A 17,213-nucleotide genomic window follows, 5' to 3' on the forward strand; every position below is an offset into this window, starting at 1 on the left:
AATTACTGTAAAACCGTATTTATTTGTATTAGATTTTGAAAACATATAATGAGAAAAACATTTACAGTACTAGCGCTATTTTTTGTAGGAGCTATTTTTGCACAAGAAACCGGGACTATTGCCGGAAAATTATTAGATAAAGAATCAAACAATCAACCTCTTCCTTTTGCTAATGTAATTGTAGGAGGTACTGCCAAAGGAGCGTCTACGGATTTTGATGGATTATATGAGATTACGGGAGTTCCTGTAGGGACATATACATTACTGTTTAGTTTTACAGGATATCAAACGGTAGAAATACCTAATGTAGTAATAGAAGCAGATAAAGTAGCGGTGGTAGATGCTACTATGGGAGCTACAGCAGCAGCACTAGAAGAAGTTGTGATAAAAGTAGTTACCAATCGTGAACGCGAAGAAGCCTTGCTTTTAGAACAGAAACAAGCAGTACAGATTAAAGAAAGTATTGGAGCAGAACAGTTATCAAAACAAGGAGTATCTGATGCAGCAGCGGCTACAGCAAAGATATCTGGAGTAAATAAAGTAGAAGGATCTGGAGATATATTTATTAGAGGTCTTGGAGACCGTTACCTTTCTACAACAATGAATGGATTACCTGTTCCTTCTGAAGATGTTGAAAGAAAAAATATTGATTTAGGTTTATTCTCGGCAAATATTATTCAAAATATTGGAGTAAGTAAAACATATTCTTCATTGTTTTATGGTGATCAAGCTTCAGGAAATGTTGATATAGTATCTAAAGAATATTCTGGAAATGGGGAATTAACTATTGGTATAAGTGGAGGTGTTAATACTAATGTTGTTGATGGCGATACATGGAGTAATTTTAGAAGTACGCAAAGTACTAACAATACAACCTTAGGGTTTTATTCAAGTAATTTAAATACAGAAACAGCGCTGACACAAGAAAGTTGGAACCCGGAGACTTCAAATACCCCAGCTAATTTTGGTGTTTCTGTTACTGCAGGAGAAAAAGTAGAATTATTTGGGAATAATTTATCTGTGTTTTTCACAGGATCATATTCAAAATCCAATCAGCAAAGAATAGGAGAATTTAAAGAATACAGAGCAAACTTTGTTAACGACACTATTCCGGATGCTGAGCGTTTTACAAGTACTACTAATACAACAGGTCTTCTAAATCTAGCATATCGAATAGGTAGTAACACTAAACTGAAATTCAATTCTCTATTCATTAATAAAGGAGAAGATCAACTTAATGAATTTGGTCGAGGAGGCAATGCTGGTATTTTTGAAGAAACACCAGTTGCTGATAATGCATCTCAATTTGTAAGAGATCAACTGTTTAGGCAAACCACTCTTTTTATCAATCAATTATTTGGTGATCATAGTATTACGGAAAAGGATGAAATAGATTGGGGTATTGGTTATAATGTAGTAAATGCAGATGAGCCTAACCGTATTAGAAATGAACTTAATATTTATGGAGAAAATGATATTAGGTTTGGTAATACAGGAGGGTTTCAACAACGAAAATCATCTCAAGAAATTAAAGATAAAGAAATAAATGGATTCCTTAAATATAATAGAACAATAACCAATAGTGAGTTCTATTCTGCAAAATTTGATATTGGAGTTAATTATAGAAAAAAAGAGAGAGATTTTGAATCCAGATTTAATGGCTTAGCTATTTCTAGAAGTAATATAGGATTATCAATTAGCTCTTTGGATAACTTAGACGAAGGTTTAAATTTTCAAAATGTAGATAATGACACTTTTATTCCAAGAGATCAGAATGATACATATGAAGCTTTATTAGAAGAACAAGCGGCTTTCCTTAATTTTGATATTCGGATTAAAAAATTAGTTGCTAATCTTGGTATTCGATATGAAGAGGATCAATTAGATGTACCTTTCTTTGATGTAGCTAATTTCTCTGGTAGCGATAATTTCATTTTTAACGAGTATACTAATCTATTACCTAGTATGAGTCTTAAGTATGAAGTTAATGAGAAACACAATATTCGCTTAGCAGCCAGTCAAACTTTTACATTACCAGAATTTAAAGAAATAGCACCTTTCGAATATGTTTCCCCTACAGGTAGGGTAACTCGAGGGAATCCTAATCTAAAGCCTTCGACTAATTATAATTATGATTTGAAATGGGAATTTTTCCCAACATCTAAGGAGTTAATATCACTAACAGGTTTCTACAAAAAAATAGAAGACCCAATTAACTTGGCACAAACCAGAGGAGCTGCAGGAGTGTTTTCTTACTTCAATACAGCAAAAAAAGCAGATATATATGGTATTGAGCTTGAAGGACGAGTTAATCTTATTGAAATTGAAGATAAAGCAAACCTGAACTTAAATGTTAATGTTACTCGAATGTGGCATTCACAAGATCTTAAAGCAGAAGATAGAGATGCCGGTCAGTTTGAAGAGTTTAGATATAAAAATAAAACTGAATCTGGATTACAAGGAGCATCAGATTGGATCGTAAATGGATCTCTAAGTTATTCTAATCAAAAAGAAAAGGAATTCATCGCTACCCTAACAGGTAACTATGCTTCAGATAGAATATTTGCATTAGGTTCTCCAGATGATGTGGCGAATAAAGAAACTTTATACAACGAAGAAATTATTGAAAATGGATTTGTAACAATGGACCTTATCCTTAGTAAACAAATCAATGACAAACTCAAAGTCAAATTAACAGCGAGAAACCTGTTAAATCCAAAAATTAAACAAACCCAATTAATAGCTCAAGAGGATCAAGCCGGAATCAGATTTGATTCTAATAATAACCCAGTTAACGAGGTAGAAGAAACAATACTTTCTTATAAAAAAGGAAGTACAATAAGTCTAAGCCTTAATTATACATTTTAGAATACTCAAAAATTAAACCCGAACAAAAATTAAAACAAAATGAAAAAGTTAGTCTTAAAAATCAGCACGATTACTCTTGCTTTAAGTGCATTTGTGTTTTCGTCTTGTAGTAGTGATGATGATACTCCTACTCCTCCTTCAGTAGAAACTACAGCAGATAAGCTTAAAAAAGGAGAAATGAATGGAGAATTAGAAGAAAATTTTATATTAGATGCAAGTACAACTTATGAACTAACAGGTAGCTTTATAGTTAAAGAAGGTACTAAATTAACAATTCCTGCGGGGACTAATATCCTTGTTAAAGCTAGTGGTACAGAATCATTTATCGCAGTATTAAAAGGAGCGCAAATAGATATTCAGGGTACCGCTGCTAATCCGGTAGTTATGTCTTCTGAAAAAGGTAATCCTGGCGATTGGGGTGGCCTTACTATATGTGGTAAAGCTACTACTACAGCAGGTGTAGATGCAGTTGCAGAAGTAGGTGGATTTATTTATGGAGGTACAAATGATACAGATAACTCTGGATCTGTTAAGTATTTAGTGATTCGAGGAACTGGTGCCCAAATTAATCCAGATGCTCAATATAATGGAGTCTCTTTTTATGCTGTTGGATCAGGAACTGTTGTAGAAAATATTGCTGTAATTAATGGAGCAGATGATGGAGTTGAATTTTTTGGAGGTACAGTATCTGCTAAAAACCTTTATCTAGAAAATAACAATGATGATGCTATTGATTGGACAGAAGGTTGGAATGGTACTATTGATGATGCTTATGTTGCTCATACAAATGATGGTTTCTCTACTGTAGTTGAAGCTGATGGAGAAAACAAAAATCCTAAGATCAATAACCTTACCGCAGTAAATACTTTTCAAGCAGTTGGAGGTAGTGGTACTGCATTACAATTTAAAAAACAATCAGGAGCTACTATCACAGGTCTTTCGCTTGCAGGATACAAAACTTCTGTAGATATGAAAGATGGTGGAGCTTTAACTAATGTGAGTTTAAATGGTGCTACTGCAGATCCTGCAAATGCTTATAACCTTGCTGCTACTGTAGATATTACAGGATGGACTTGGATTGGAGCACAATTAAGCCTTTCAGGTAAATTAGGAGGGACTTTAACTAGTGATTTAACTTTAGATGCATCTGTAGCTTATGAGTTAGAATCATTTTTATTAGTTCAGGATGGAGTTACACTAACAATTCCTGCAGGTACAAAAATTACTGCTAGAGCCGGAGGAGTAAGTGTATATATCGCAGTGCTAAAAGGAGGTAAAATAGACATTCAAGGTACTGCTGCTAATCCAGTAGTAATGTCTTCTAAAGATGGTAACCCTGGTGATTGGGGTGGTCTTACTATATGTGGTAAAGCTACTACAACAGCTGGTGTAGATGCAGTTGCAGAAGTAGGTGGGTTTATTTATGGAGGTACAAATGATGCAGATAACTCTGGATCCGTAAAATACTTAGTAATTAAGGGAACAGGTGCTCAGATCAATCCCGACTCTCAGTATAATGGTGTTTCTTTTTACGCTGTTGGATCAGGAACAGTTGTAGAAAATATAGCTGTTATTGATGGAGCAGATGATGGAGTTGAATTCTTTGGAGGAACAGTATCTGCTAAAAACCTTTATCTAGAAAACAATGCTGATGATGCTGTAGATTGGACAGAAGGATGGAACGGTACAGTAACAGATACATATGTTTCTCATACTATTGCTGGATTCTCTACTGCATTAGAAGCTGATGGAGCTAATGAAAATCCTAAATTAATAAACTTTACTGCTATCTCTACGCAAAATGGTACTGCACTACAGTTTAAAAAACAATCTGGAGCAACTATCACTAATATTTTCTTGAGTGGATACGCAACCAATGTTGATATGAAAGATGGTGGATCTTTATCTAATGTACAAATTGATGGAGCAGACGCTACTACTACAAATCCTTATAACACAGGTACTCAAGTAGACATTTCTGCGTGGACTTGGAGAACAGCTGGTCTATAAGAAATTTAGAATTAGCCATATTATAGAAACACCCTCAAAAACATGAGGGTGTTTTTTTATTGTTATCATTAAGGAAGAATACTATACTTTTACTTCTTTCCATTTTCCTTTTTTAAACCAGATAATTCCAATCACTGCGATTAAAACTTCGGCAAAGGTAATTGCAAGAAATACTCCCATTGCGCCCCAATCCAGAACTAAGGCGGCGAGGTATGCAAATGGTAGCTGAAATACCCAGAAACAAAAGAAATTAATGACAGTAGGAGTCTTGGTGTCACCTGCCCCGTTAAAAGATTGTATGACTACCATTCCATATGCATAGAATACATATCCTGCAGCAATTACACGTAAACTTAAGGCTCCATATTCTATGATTAATGCTTCATCACTAAAGATTCTTATAATTGCTTCTGCAAATAAGAGGTAAAATATAGATACAATAGCCATGAAATATGCATTGTATTTTCCTGTTTTCCAAACAGATTGCTCGGCACGCTCTGGCTTTGCAGCACCCAGGTTTTGACCTACTAATGTAGCCGCAGCATTACTCATTCCCCAGGAAGGCATTAGAGTAAACATTAATACTCTAATAGCTATAGTATAGCCTGCCAGTACTTCACTACCAAATTCAGCCATAATTCGCATCAAAAATACCCAGCTAGATGTTCCGATAATAAATTGTCCAATCCCTCCTATAGATACTTTGACAAGATTAAGCATAATTTCGGCTCTAAAAACAATATCTTTAAAAGCAACTTTGATCTTACTCCAGCCATAAAAAAGAATTAATAGCTGAAATATTACAGCACTACCTCTACCTATAGTTGTAGCAATTGCTGCTCCCTGAACACCAAAAGCAGGCACAGGGCCAAACCCGAAAATAAAAATTGGATCCAGAATGATGTTTAATATATTAGAAAAGATTAATACTCGCATTGCTACAGAAGCATCACCTGCACCTCTAAATACTGCATTGATTAAAAACAGCAACATTATGGTCACGTTTCCGCCTAATAATACTTGGGTGTAGCCATATCCATCTGCAATAAGATCGGGTTCGGCTCCCATGAGTCCAAGTATTTCTTTCGGAAAAACGATACCTATAGCACTAATTATTATAGCAATTACGATTCCTAAAAGTATAGATTGTATTGCTGTCTGTGAGGCACCACTAATATCTTTTTCACCCACTCTACGGGCAACAATTGCAGTAACTCCCATACTAAGCCCAATAGCAATAGCATATACCAGAGTAAGTACAGATTCTGTTAATCCTACTGTGGCTATAGCATTGGCTCCAAGGCTAGAAACATAGTAAGCATCTACAAGAAAAAATATAGATTCCATCATCATTTCGAGAACCATAGGCACAGAAAGCATGAAAACTGCTCTGCGAATACTTCCTGAAGTGAATTCTTGTTCTTTGCCAGTAAGTGCAATCTTGAAATATGAAAATATACGGGTAAGTGTAAGTTTTTTTTGAGTCATGATAATAAAGAATTATGAATTAAAAATATAAATAAGAAGTACTGAAGAAGGAATTCTTAGCTTCTAAATCGAGGGGTCTCTATGTGCACAATTATGTACATAATTCTTTTATAACTTCATGATGAAACAAATATCAGGCATTATTTTTGATTTACAAAATTTAAATAGTAACTCATCTTGATTTTTTTCTATTAGTAAGAGTTCTAAATTTATAGGCTAGGAATAAAAATTAAGACACATAGTAAGTGAAAACCGTAACTTGTGTACTGAACTACCATGTAATCTGTGGTTTATAAGCAAGTATGATAATAATTTGTAATATTTTTAATTATAATGTTGTATATTTATTGCCCCAAAATAAATTTTTGTATGAAAAAAATCTACTTGCTGCTTACATGTATTAGTCTTATTTGCTTTTCCTTTGCTCCAGGAATTCAAGCACAGTCTGATACGGCCGAAACACAAGATTCGAAGAGCATAAAAATCGAAGGATTGCGTTTGTACCCTAATCCAGCACCTGCTGGAAGTATGTTATCTATTACCTCTACTAAAGATCTTACCAAAACAGTTTCAATTTTCACAGTTTTAGGAGAAAAAGTGCTTTTTAAAGTTTTGATTGGCAGAGAGTTAGATATTAGTCATTTAAACCCTGGTGTATATGTAATTAAGGTTACCGAAGGAGAATTAAAAGCTACTAAGAAACTCATCATTAAATAATTTTTTAAACTATAATCGTTTTTTACTAATTATACTTTAAATTATCTTATAAAAAACACTGCTAAACAAGGGAGTCTTTTTTATACCTTTGTTCTACAAAATTTGTTGAACAAACCTTATGCATGCTGATACTATTTTTTCTATTCAGAACGACACAGATTTTGAGAAATCAGCATTACGTATCTTTAACTATCAATATAATAACAATATAACGTATCAGAGATTTTGTAACCTTTTAGGAATTGCGAAAACTTCTGTAAAATGCGTTAATGATATTCCATATTTGCCCATCCAATTTTTTAAACAAGAGAAAATTGTAAGTACAACAGCTTCGATACATAAAATTTTTACAAGTAGCGGTACAACAGGTAATGTAACCAGTAAACATTATGTTAGTGACCTTACAGTATATGAAAGAAGTTTTAGAAAAGGATTTCAACATTTCTATGGAGATATCACCGATTATACAGTATTGGCATTACTACCTTCTTATTTAGAAAGGGACGGGTCTTCTCTAGTGTATATGGCAGAAAAACTAATTAACGATAGTAATCATCCCAAAAGTGGATTTTATCTACATGATACTAAGAAGCTGGTAGATACCCTTCAACAACTTATTGCAGAAGACAAAAAAATTCTCCTTCTAGGTGTTTCATTTGCTTTATTGGATCTTGTCGAAAATTATAATGTACAGCTAAACGATACATCTATAATTATGGAAACCGGTGGGATGAAGGGGAGAAGAAAAGAAATGATTCGGGAAGAATTACATAAAGTTCTTAAAAATGGTTTTGGGGTTTCTCAAATTCATAGTGAATATGGGATGACCGAGTTATTATCACAAGCGTATTCTAAAAATGATGGACTTTTTTACTGCCCACCCTGGATGAAAGTTTCTATCAGAAACCCTGAAGATGCTTTAACTCAATTAGAGGTGAATAAAACAGGAGGGATAAATATTATGGATCTGGCTAATGTAAATTCATGCTCTTTTATCGCTACTCAAGACTTAGGTAAAATTTATACTAACGGGAGTTTTGAAATTATTGGTAGATTTGACCATAGTGATATCAGAGGCTGTAATTTAATGGCGCTATAAATATGGCAATTAAAAAGAAATTAGGTTGTTTTTCGTTTCCGGCGATTATATTAATCTCTTTGGTTGGTAGTAGTGTTGTACAAGGTTTTTTTCCTATTTCTTTATTCTGGGCCTTTGCATTACTACTATTACTGCTTTCGTGGTTATTAGGAAAATTAGATAGTCATCAAAAAAGCTTTCAATGGCGATATATGCTATATAGTATGTTTGTTTTGGCATCTGTATTAGGATTACGACACGTATTAGACGCTATTCCTGTATCTATAGAAAACCAAAAACCTGATGTTTCAGAATATATTTACCGTGAGAAAACCCTTGAAGAAGGAGATTCTATAGTCTTATTACGTCAGGACAGACAATGGACTGATAATTATGGTAATACTTTTAAAGGTAAGTTTTCGATTCGGGAAAAGGATTACTTTTCTTCTAAAAAGGAATATCTTAATACCATGCAAAAACATAAACAACGCTCTTGGGGTAAGTTGTATCAATATCTTGCAACTTCTGATACGCCTAGACTGGACTTAATTCTCGAAGAACTTACTACTATTAAAAACACAAATAAACTAAATCAATTTGAGTTTGCAGAAATGGTAGTGACTTTTATACAGGATATTCCTTACTCTTTTGTTTTTGAAAATGACTGTGAGTCTCCAGAAAAATATGAAGAATCTATTCGGGTGATATTAGAAGAATGTTCTGATTGCTGTATAGGTAATATTCCTTTCGGAATTCAAAACCCCGTAGGTTTTATGGGAAATTTAAAAGGAGATTGCGATACCAGAACTGTAATTATTTATGCTATTCTTAGCCATTTTGGGTACGATGTGGCTATTCTTAATAGCGATTATTATAAGCACTCTGTTCTTGGGTTGCATATTCCGGCAAAAGGAATATATAAAATGCAGAATGGAAAACGATATTATATATGGGAGACCACAAATAAACATTTTACAATTGGCACATTACCCAAAAATTTTGATAACATAAATCATTGGCATATTGTACTAACTAACACCTAAAACTCATGCAAACGAAACTATTAACCCTTGCTTTTATAGAAATAGTACTCGCTATTGTCGTTTCTGTACTAATACTGTTTATTTCTTTTAAAATTTTGCAAAGCGTATTTTTTAAGAATATCTCTTTTAGAGAAGATAATATGGCTTTTTCTGTTTTTGCAGCGGGAATTATTTTATCGATTGGTATGATCCTGGGAGAAATTATCCCATCTATAACCAATATGATACGACTGTCGATGTCTGGAGAAAATGAAATTACATTTGGAGAGATTATTCAATATTCTGGATTGTATCTATGTATTGGATTTATATTTGCCTTGCTTATTAATACTTCGGTTTTTTTACTTTTTTCTGCTCTTACCAAAGGTGTAAATGAATTTAAAGATATTCAACAAAATAATGTGGCTTCTGCTGTGGTAGTTACTGCTACATTGTTATCGATTACCTTAATAGCAAAAGATAGCATTAGTCTATTGATTAGTGCCCTAATACCGTATCCAGAAACTACTAATTTTCTACTATAATAGCTTAAACATCCTATAATTATGTTAAAAGTGTAATGATTAGGTTTTTTTACGACTTAATGGATAAGAGCGTAATAAAACTAATACATGAAACAATATATAGCTATACTATTCTTTGCCTTTGTAGCAACAGTAAGTGCTCAGCAAGTAGATTATAATACTAATAAAGATTTTGTAGCAGAAGGATATGATGTTACAGAATACTTTAGCAATAAGGCAGTTAAGGGAGATAGTAAGTTTATAGCAACTCATGATAAAGTAAACTACAAATTTGCAAGTCAGGAAAATTTGGAGAAATTTAAAAACAATCCCGATAAATATGTTCCACAGTATGGTGGGTATTGTGCCTATGCTGTAGCAGTGAATAGTGAAAAAGTGGATATTAATCCTAAAACCTTTGAAGTAAGAGATGGTAAGTTATACTTATTTTATAATTCGTGGGGGATTAATACACTGGATAAATGGATAAATGAAGATGCTCCAAAGTTGCAAAAGAAAGCTGATACGAATTGGCAAAAAATAAAAATAAAAAAGTAATGCAGTTTTATTGAGCTGCATATAATGCTAAGTTTTTTCAATAATTGATTGGTTAGTTGACAAAGCCTGCTAGAAATGGGTTCTAGTAGGCTTTGTTGTTTTCTAAATAGTTATGACCTCTGTTTATTAGTAATCAAAAACCTCCCAAGCATATAAAATGTAGGAGGTTTGGTTATGTTCTTAGCTACGTATTTAGTTGAGATTTAATTCTTTTCTGGCAAGGTAAAAATCTACTTTTTCACAAGATGTATCCTGTATTCTCTCTTCCATTTGCTTCAACGTCTTAGGAGGAGGAACGATTACTTTGTCTCCTTTTTTCCAATTTAACGGTAAAGCTACTTTGTATTCATCAGACACTTGTAAACCGTGTAACACTCTAAGGATTTCATCCATATTACGTCCAACATTGAGAGGATAGTACATGATAAGTCTTATTTTTTGATATGGATCAATAAAAAATACAGCTCGTACAGCTGCGGTTTTACTTTCATTAGGTTGTAACATACCGTATAGTTTAGCAACTTTCATGTCCAGATCTGCTATGATCGGAAAATCAAGATATACCCCAGTCTTTTCTTTTACATTATTTACCCAGGCCAGATGAGAATGAATACTATCTATACTTAACCCAATAAGTTTAGTGTTTAAATCTTCAAATTCTTGTTTTCTTTTTGCAAAACCACTTAGTTCTGTTGTACAAACAGGTGTAAAATCTGCGGGATGCGAAAATAAAACCACCCATTTTCCGTCTGCGTATTCAGATAACTTTAAAGCACCGTGTGTGGTTATCGCATCAAAATCTGGTGCATCGTCACCTATTCTGGGCATACTGTTCATTTCTATTTCTGTTGATTCCATAATTCTAATATTTTTAATTTAAGTAAGAGAAAGACTTATGATATGATCCTTGAAAAAGGAAGACTATTAAACATATGCATAAGCGCATTTTTTATTACTAACTTATTTAAGTTTATAGCTTAAAAATACCATCTGTTGAAAGGGTTAAAAATGAGAAATGTCATACTTAACAAGATCTTAAATTAATTTATGATTTAATTAATAAAGATCATCTAACGCAAAATATCGAAGCTTTTAAAAAACTGTAAATCAGATTCTTCAAAAGAAACAGTATCTACTTTTGCAAATTCAGGACCTATAGCACACCATTCTAATAATTGACTAAGTTGATTTTTATCTCCTTCGGCTTCTATGTAGACGTTTCCATTAGGTAGGTTTTTTACATGTCCTTTAATTTTGAGCGTTTTGGCTTTTTCTTGGGTGTTTTTTCGATACCAAACTCCCTGGACTTTTCTTTTGATTGTGATGTTATAATGTTTTTGCATTGTCTGTAGTAGTATTTAAAGGTATTACAAATAAATTGTTTTTTAGCGTAGTGTAATGATATGATAATTATCATATTAATTGGTGATAACATCTTTTAATTTTGATAGTATAAAAACAGATAATCATGAAAAAAATTCTTGTACCCATAGACTTTTCAGAATATTCAGAATATGCATTGCAGGTTGCAGCACTATTGGCTAAACAACAAAATGCCGAAATCATAGTATTGCATATGCTGGGATTGTCTGAAGCTGTATTGATTAAAAATGAAACTCAGGAGGCAAATGAAGCCATGTATTATATGAAGCTTGCCGAAAAAAGGTTTAGTACCTTTTTAGACAAAGAATATCTTAAAGGTATCGAAGTTACAGAGACTGTTCAAAACTATAAGATTTTTAGCGAAATTAATGAAGTCGCTCATGAAAAGGAAGCAGATCTTATCATTATGGGATCCCATGGTATTAGCGGTTTACGAGAAGAAGTGTTTATAGGATCAAACACAGAAAAAGTAGTACGCACATCAGATATCCCGGTGTTAGTCATAAAGAACCCTGTAGATAACTTTGTTTTAAAAGAAGTTGTATTTGCCTGTGATTTTAAGATAGAAAATATTAAAGCATATCATAATGCAATGACACTATTTAACTCCCTAGGCGTTAATATACATTTACTATATGTTAATTTACCGGGAGAACAATTTAGAAGTTCGGACCAAATAGAAGAAAGAGTAAAAGAATTCCTTTTTAAAGCAGATTCTGGTAATCTGGATATGTATAATAAGGTAGCTTACTTTAACGATTATAGTGTAGAAAGCGGAGTCTTTAATTATAGTAAAAAGATCAATGCAGATATTATTGCGATTCCTACTCATGGTCGTCGTGGTTTGGCACATTTCTTTAATGGTAGTATAGGTGAGGATATTGCAAATCATGCAAACAAGCCTGTGATCACGTTTAAAATATAAATCAAAAAAGACCTCGCAGATTTTAAAAATCTGCGAGGTTTATATTATAATCGTAAGGTGTTTTTATAAGGTTCCTAAGGCAATATCAATCATTTTGTTAAAGGTCGTTTCTCTTTCTTTTGAAGATGTTTTTTCTCCCGTGACTAATGAATCAGATATCGTTAAAATAGCCAAAGCTTTAACCTTATGTTTTGCTGCAATAGTATACAATCCGGCAGTTTCCATCTCAACACAAAGTACGCCAAATTCTGCCCAACGCTGATATGAATTAGGGTTGTCTTCGTAGAACTCATCAGAAGATAATACATTTCCGGCTTTAATAAGAATGTTATTATCTTTTGCATGCTGTATTGCTTTCATAAATAATTCAAAATCCGCAGTAGGAGAATAGTCCGAATTTATAAATCGTGCAGTATTGATATTCGAAGTAGAAGAGGCAGCCATGGCAATAACAATATCTTTGAGCTTAATATCTTTTTGATATGAACCTGCAGAACCCACTCGAATTAAATTTTTGACTCCATAGTCACTAATAAGTTCATGACTGTAAATTAAAGCAGAGGGAATTCCCATTCCGGTGCCCTGTACAGAGACAGGTTTTCCTTTATAGGTTCCGGTATAGCCAAGCATTCCTCTAATTTCATTGTAACAGATAGGATTGTCAAGAAAAGTTTGCGCAATCCATTTGGCACGCATAGGGTCTCCTGGTAATAAAACGGTTTCTGCTATTTCTCCTGGTTGTGCTGCGATGTGTAGACTCATCTTATTTTATTTTGAAGTTACTATAGTGACCCCAGATGAGGTACCTATTCTGGATACACCTAAATCAATGTACTGCTTTGCTTTTTCCAAGTCTCTGATTCCTCCAGAGGCTTTTATTTGGATATTATCCTGTACTTCATTTTTCATGAGTTTTACATCCTCCAAAGTAGCACCTCCGGCACCAAAACCTGTAGATGTTTTTATGAAATCTGCTCCTGCATTTAAGGATAATTGACAAGCAATTTTCTTTTCGGCATCGGTGAGATAGCAATTTTCAAAAATCACTTTCAGGACACGTTCTCCAATTACTTTTTTTATTACTCTAATTTCTTCTTCTACAATAGTATAGTACCCGGATTTTAAGAGCCCGATATTAAGTACCATATCAATTTCATTTGCACCTTCATCAATACATTGTTGAGCTTCATATACCTTTACTTTGGTAATTGTAGCACCCAAAGGAAAACCTATTACAGCTGCTATATTAACATCTGAATGCATTAATTCACTTTCTGCCAGACCAACATAATAACTATTTACACAAACTGCATAAAAATGATGTTCTTTTGCTTCTGCACAGAGTTTTTTAATATCATCAACTGTAGCATTTGCTTTTAATAATGTGTGATCTATATATGTATTGAGTGTCATGATTATTGGTGTGAATTTATTACTCCAAGCAGATCGTTTTTTTGCAATACTCCAGATTGTCTCCAGAGTTGTTTACCTTCTTTAAATAATATCATTGTGGGTACCCCGCGAACCTGATATTTTGATGCTAAAGGTTGATTTTTATCTACATCAATCTTAACAATCTTGATCGTATCTCCCAGTTCATCTTTAACCTCCTTAAGAATAGGTGCAAGCATTTTACAGGGACCACACCAATCTGCAAAAAAATCTACCAATACTGGTGTTTTTGATTCAATGATATTGTTAAAACTACTTTTCATCTGTTTTTTTTTTTAAATCATTATGGCTATTCATACTGCCAGATCTCTTAATTGCTAAGTTATAATAATGAACCGAGAAAGTTTTTAATTAAAGAAATTAACTTACTATCGGGCGGTCATTATATTTTTTGATAAGATGCAATATAACTTTTATTGGAATTTCTATAGAATACGTTCCCGTATACGAAGGACAAATTACACAATCATCAAAATAAAATTCTACAGTATCATCATTTACCACAAAATTATTTTTATAAGCTTTAAAATCCCCTTTTGAAAGCTCCCAACAGTCATAATACAATTCTCCAGAACTAATACCTTCCTTTATAATTGTATTTATAGTAGTAAACACTTCTTCTTCTGTGCCAGTTTCAAAGAAATCATCAAAATAAATGAAATCATGTTTTTTAAGATCAAAGTTTATACAATCAAAGAGGTATGTAGAATATAGCATTCCAGAATAATAATTCTCTTTGTAAAGGACAACACTAATACGATCACTTTTTACACTATAGATTTTATAATCAATAATTCTTTTATCTCTAAACCTATTGATTTTTAAGGTATCACAAAGTAACTCTTTATCCTCAAGAATTTGATTTTCGGTTTTTTCAATATTCAGATAGTTTTCTGTAATAAAATTATTAAAGACCGAATATAAAGGATCAATTTTCTCGTTTAAGTATGGGTATTGATAATCCAAAACATAAAGATCTTCTTCTTTTAAGAAGCTTTTAGAAACTACTAATTCCTGTAATTGAGTTTTATCATCTTTGGCGGTGATTAATCGTTCTCTTTTTATGGCTTTTGTTTTTTCCTGATCTAACTCCAGGCTTTCTTCAGAGAAAACTAATATGGTATCTTCTGCCTTTTGTTCTGTATGTTGTTCGGTTTCTTGTTGCTCTGATGATTTTTGTGGGGACACCTCTTTTTTACATGCAATAAGGCTTAAAAAAATGAGGCAAGCGATAAGAGTTTTCATAGGTTTATTTTTAATTCATATAAAAATAGGGTAGCAAATCATCAAAAAATATGATAATGATCAGCTTGTTTAACAAACGAAAAGACGGATTTCGTTAGAAACCCGCCTCTTACTATGTAGTGTGTAATTAAAAAAATCTGTTTTCTATTTGTTTTTGCAAATATGTAATCAAACCAATCATAAGAAAGCTTGACGAATACAGATAATCTTTGAACCGTTACCGGTGTTAATTTTCATATAGTCCTAATCTATTTTTAAGTATGTTCATTTCATCTTGGATTTGATGAACTCGTTCTAGCAGACGCATGATGACTTCGACTCCTTCGAGGTTAATTTCTAATTCTTTATTGAATAGTATAATTTGTTCGATTCTGGGTAATTCATCAGAGTTTAAAAATACAGTTTGACGAATAGTAATAATTTCAATTAATCCAAACTCATGTAATGAGTTTATGAAGGAGAATTCTATCTCGTGGCGTGAACAGAATTCTATTGCTGGTATAAGATGTCCTTTAGTCATTATAATACATTTAAAGCTTGGATAATGTTCTAAATAATTCTTTTTGTTGTTCCGACAGGTTATTTGGGATTTTGATAGTATATGTGATAAAAAGATCTCCAAATTGCCCTTCTTTTTTATATACGGGAAATCCTTTTCCTTTTAGTTTGGCCTTGGTATCATTCTGAGTTTCGGGTTTTACATTTAGTTTTACTTTTCCGTCAAGGGTTTCGATTGTAATTTCACCACCCAAAACTGCAGTATACAAATCAATATCTACTTGTAGATAGAGATCACTTTTGATCCGTTTAAACAAGGTTTTGTTTTCAATACGAAAAGTAATGTACAAATCTCCATTAGGACCATCTCCGATTCCTGGGCCTCCATGATTTTTGATCTTTATAGTTTGCCCGTTTTCAACCCCTGCAGGAATTGTAATTCGAATTTTTTTTTTGTTAACAGTTAGTGTTCTCTTATGTGTTTTATAGACATCCATTAGATCAAGATGTAATTCTGCATTATAGTCTTCTCCTCTATATCGAGTTCTACCTTGTGCAGAACTTCTCCTTGAACCTCCAAACATTGACTCAAAAAAATCTGAAAAATCACTTTCTGAATATTTTTTATAGTATTGCTGTTGTCCAGATCGATTGTATTGTTGCTGAGATTGCTTGGCTTTTTCAAACTCTTCAGCATGTTTCCAATCTTTACCGTATTGATCGTATTTTTTTCGGTTTTCGGAATTACTCAATACTTCATTGGCTTCATTAACTTCTTTAAATTTTCTCTCTGCTTCTTTATCATTTGGATTTAGGTCTGGATGATATTTTCGAGCTAGTTTTCTATACGCCTTTTTAATATCTCCTTCTGAAGCATTTTTTGAAACACCTAATATTTTATAGTAGTCAATAAACTCCATATGCTAACTTGAAAATTAGTTACTGTTTTTCAAAAATTAATTTTAATCGACCAAGCATCATTAATTCAGATTTGTTTTTACCAGAAAATGCACCTGCAATAGCATTAGCTGTAGTCCAAATCAATTGTTTTAGTCTGTCTGTAAAACGAGATTGATGTTCTTTAAAAAATGTTTCGAATTGAGTAAAGCAATCTTCTGCACTCAACTCTTCATGATCAAGCCAGTCAAAAACAATCTCGATTTGAAAAGAAGCATCAACACCAAACTCATCTTCAATGTTATCTACTTTTAACCATTCTGTCTTTACAATTTTTCGTAAGGAATCATATTCTGATTTGCGAACTACTTTATCCGATGCAGCAATTGCATAAAATAGCTTGCCTAGGTTTTGATAAAATATAATCCCTATATTTTGAGCAGTATTCATATCATAAAAAATTATCGGTTAATGAATATAAATTTAATAAGATCTGGTCATGTTTTTTATGACATAAATCAGTTCTGGTAACAAATCAAAATGATTAC

Annotated in this window: 18 protein-coding genes; 8 read left to right on the plus strand and 10 right to left on the minus strand. The window is 32.9% G+C overall.

Annotation, left to right across the window (positions count from 1 at the left end; all coding sequences use genetic code 11):
• Window positions 1–48: 48 nt before the first annotated feature.
• Together DG435_RS18975 and DG435_RS18980 are read left to right on the plus strand one after the other, a co-directional pair.
• Entirely contained in the window at window positions 49–2,868 is a 2,820-nt protein-coding gene (locus DG435_RS18975) for a TonB-dependent receptor (RefSeq protein WP_106793368.1), read from the plus strand.
• A 39-nt stretch (window positions 2,869–2,907) separates the two neighbouring features.
• On the plus strand, window positions 2,908–4,878 hold the full coding sequence (locus tag DG435_RS18980; RefSeq protein WP_106793369.1) for a hypothetical protein: 1,971 nt from the start codon (window positions 2,908–2,910) through the stop codon (window positions 4,876–4,878).
• 81 nt (window positions 4,879–4,959) lie between these two features.
• Here the strand turns inward: DG435_RS18980 and DG435_RS18985 are convergent, their stop codons facing one another.
• Window positions 4,960–6,366: an MATE family efflux transporter gene (locus DG435_RS18985; protein WP_106793370.1), complete on the minus strand. Its 1,407-nt coding sequence runs from the start codon at window positions 6,364–6,366 to the stop codon at window positions 4,960–4,962.
• A 369-nt stretch (window positions 6,367–6,735) separates the two neighbouring features.
• Between DG435_RS18985 and DG435_RS18990 the strand changes: the two genes are divergently transcribed.
• The 5 genes from DG435_RS18990 to DG435_RS19010 all read left to right on the plus strand — a co-directional run bounded on the left by DG435_RS18990 (window position 6,736) and on the right by DG435_RS19010 (window position 10,265).
• Entirely contained in the window at window positions 6,736–7,083 is a 348-nt protein-coding gene (locus DG435_RS18990) for a T9SS type A sorting domain-containing protein (RefSeq protein ID WP_159025640.1), read from the plus strand.
• A 118-nt stretch (window positions 7,084–7,201) separates the two neighbouring features.
• Window positions 7,202–8,182 carry an acyl transferase gene (locus DG435_RS18995; protein ID WP_106793372.1) on the plus strand — a complete coding sequence of 327 codons (981 nt, stop codon included), beginning with the start codon at window positions 7,202–7,204 and terminating at the stop codon, window positions 8,180–8,182.
• 2 nt (window positions 8,183–8,184) lie between these two features.
• Complete coding sequence (locus DG435_RS19000; protein WP_106793373.1) at window positions 8,185–9,204, plus strand: hypothetical protein; 1,020 nt, start codon at window positions 8,185–8,187, stop codon at window positions 9,202–9,204.
• 5 nt (window positions 9,205–9,209) lie between these two features.
• Entirely contained in the window at window positions 9,210–9,728 is a 519-nt protein-coding gene (locus tag DG435_RS19005) for a DUF350 domain-containing protein (RefSeq protein WP_106793374.1), read from the plus strand.
• A gap of 87 nt (window positions 9,729–9,815) precedes the next feature.
• On the plus strand, window positions 9,816–10,265 hold the full coding sequence (locus tag DG435_RS19010) for a YHS domain-containing (seleno)protein (protein WP_074407062.1): 450 nt from the start codon (window positions 9,816–9,818) through the stop codon (window positions 10,263–10,265).
• 192 nt (window positions 10,266–10,457) lie between these two features.
• On the opposite strand, the gene DG435_RS19015 is transcribed toward DG435_RS19010, so the two are convergent.
• Window positions 10,458–11,123: a peroxiredoxin gene (locus tag DG435_RS19015; protein ID WP_106793375.1), complete on the minus strand. Its 666-nt coding sequence runs from the start codon at window positions 11,121–11,123 to the stop codon at window positions 10,458–10,460.
• A gap of 212 nt (window positions 11,124–11,335) precedes the next feature.
• Window positions 11,336–11,608, minus strand: coding sequence for an acylphosphatase (locus DG435_RS19020; RefSeq protein ID WP_106793376.1), 273 nt, complete (start codon window positions 11,606–11,608; stop codon window positions 11,336–11,338).
• 125 nt (window positions 11,609–11,733) lie between these two features.
• On the opposite strand from DG435_RS19020, the gene DG435_RS19025 reads away from it, so the two are divergent.
• The gene (locus DG435_RS19025; protein ID WP_106793377.1) at window positions 11,734–12,573 is read left to right on the plus strand and encodes a universal stress protein; all 840 of its coding nucleotides are present in this window, start codon (window positions 11,734–11,736) and stop codon (window positions 12,571–12,573) included.
• 63 nt (window positions 12,574–12,636) lie between these two features.
• Here the strand turns inward: DG435_RS19025 and deoD are convergent, their stop codons facing one another.
• From deoD to DG435_RS19060, 7 genes are all read right to left on the minus strand, one after another.
• Complete coding sequence (gene deoD / locus DG435_RS19030) at window positions 12,637–13,335, minus strand: purine-nucleoside phosphorylase (RefSeq protein ID WP_106793378.1); 699 nt, start codon at window positions 13,333–13,335, stop codon at window positions 12,637–12,639.
• Between the two features lie 6 nt (window positions 13,336–13,341).
• Complete coding sequence (gene deoC, locus DG435_RS19035) at window positions 13,342–13,986, minus strand: deoxyribose-phosphate aldolase (protein WP_106793379.1); 645 nt, start codon at window positions 13,984–13,986, stop codon at window positions 13,342–13,344.
• 2 nt (window positions 13,987–13,988) lie between these two features.
• Window positions 13,989–14,288, minus strand: a complete 300-nt coding sequence (trxA, locus tag DG435_RS19040) for a thioredoxin (protein ID WP_106793380.1) — start codon at window positions 14,286–14,288, stop codon at window positions 13,989–13,991.
• 97 nt (window positions 14,289–14,385) lie between these two features.
• On the minus strand, window positions 14,386–15,270 hold the full coding sequence (locus DG435_RS19045) for an RsiV family protein (RefSeq protein WP_106793381.1): 885 nt from the start codon (window positions 15,268–15,270) through the stop codon (window positions 14,386–14,388).
• 226 nt (window positions 15,271–15,496) lie between these two features.
• The gene (locus DG435_RS19050; protein WP_106793382.1) at window positions 15,497–15,790 is read right to left on the minus strand and encodes a chaperone modulator CbpM; all 294 of its coding nucleotides are present in this window, start codon (window positions 15,788–15,790) and stop codon (window positions 15,497–15,499) included.
• A gap of 10 nt (window positions 15,791–15,800) precedes the next feature.
• Window positions 15,801–16,688: a DnaJ C-terminal domain-containing protein gene (locus DG435_RS19055; RefSeq protein ID WP_106793383.1), complete on the minus strand. Its 888-nt coding sequence runs from the start codon at window positions 16,686–16,688 to the stop codon at window positions 15,801–15,803.
• Window positions 16,689–16,707: 19 nt separating this feature from the next.
• The gene (locus tag DG435_RS19060; protein WP_106793384.1) at window positions 16,708–17,115 is read right to left on the minus strand and encodes a hypothetical protein; all 408 of its coding nucleotides are present in this window, start codon (window positions 17,113–17,115) and stop codon (window positions 16,708–16,710) included.
• Window positions 17,116–17,213: the final 98 nt, after the last annotated feature.

The sequence above is a fragment of the Aquimarina sp. Aq78 genome (genome assembly GCF_900299525.1).
In the GTDB taxonomy this organism is placed as follows: Bacteria; Bacteroidota; Bacteroidia; order Flavobacteriales; family Flavobacteriaceae; genus Aquimarina.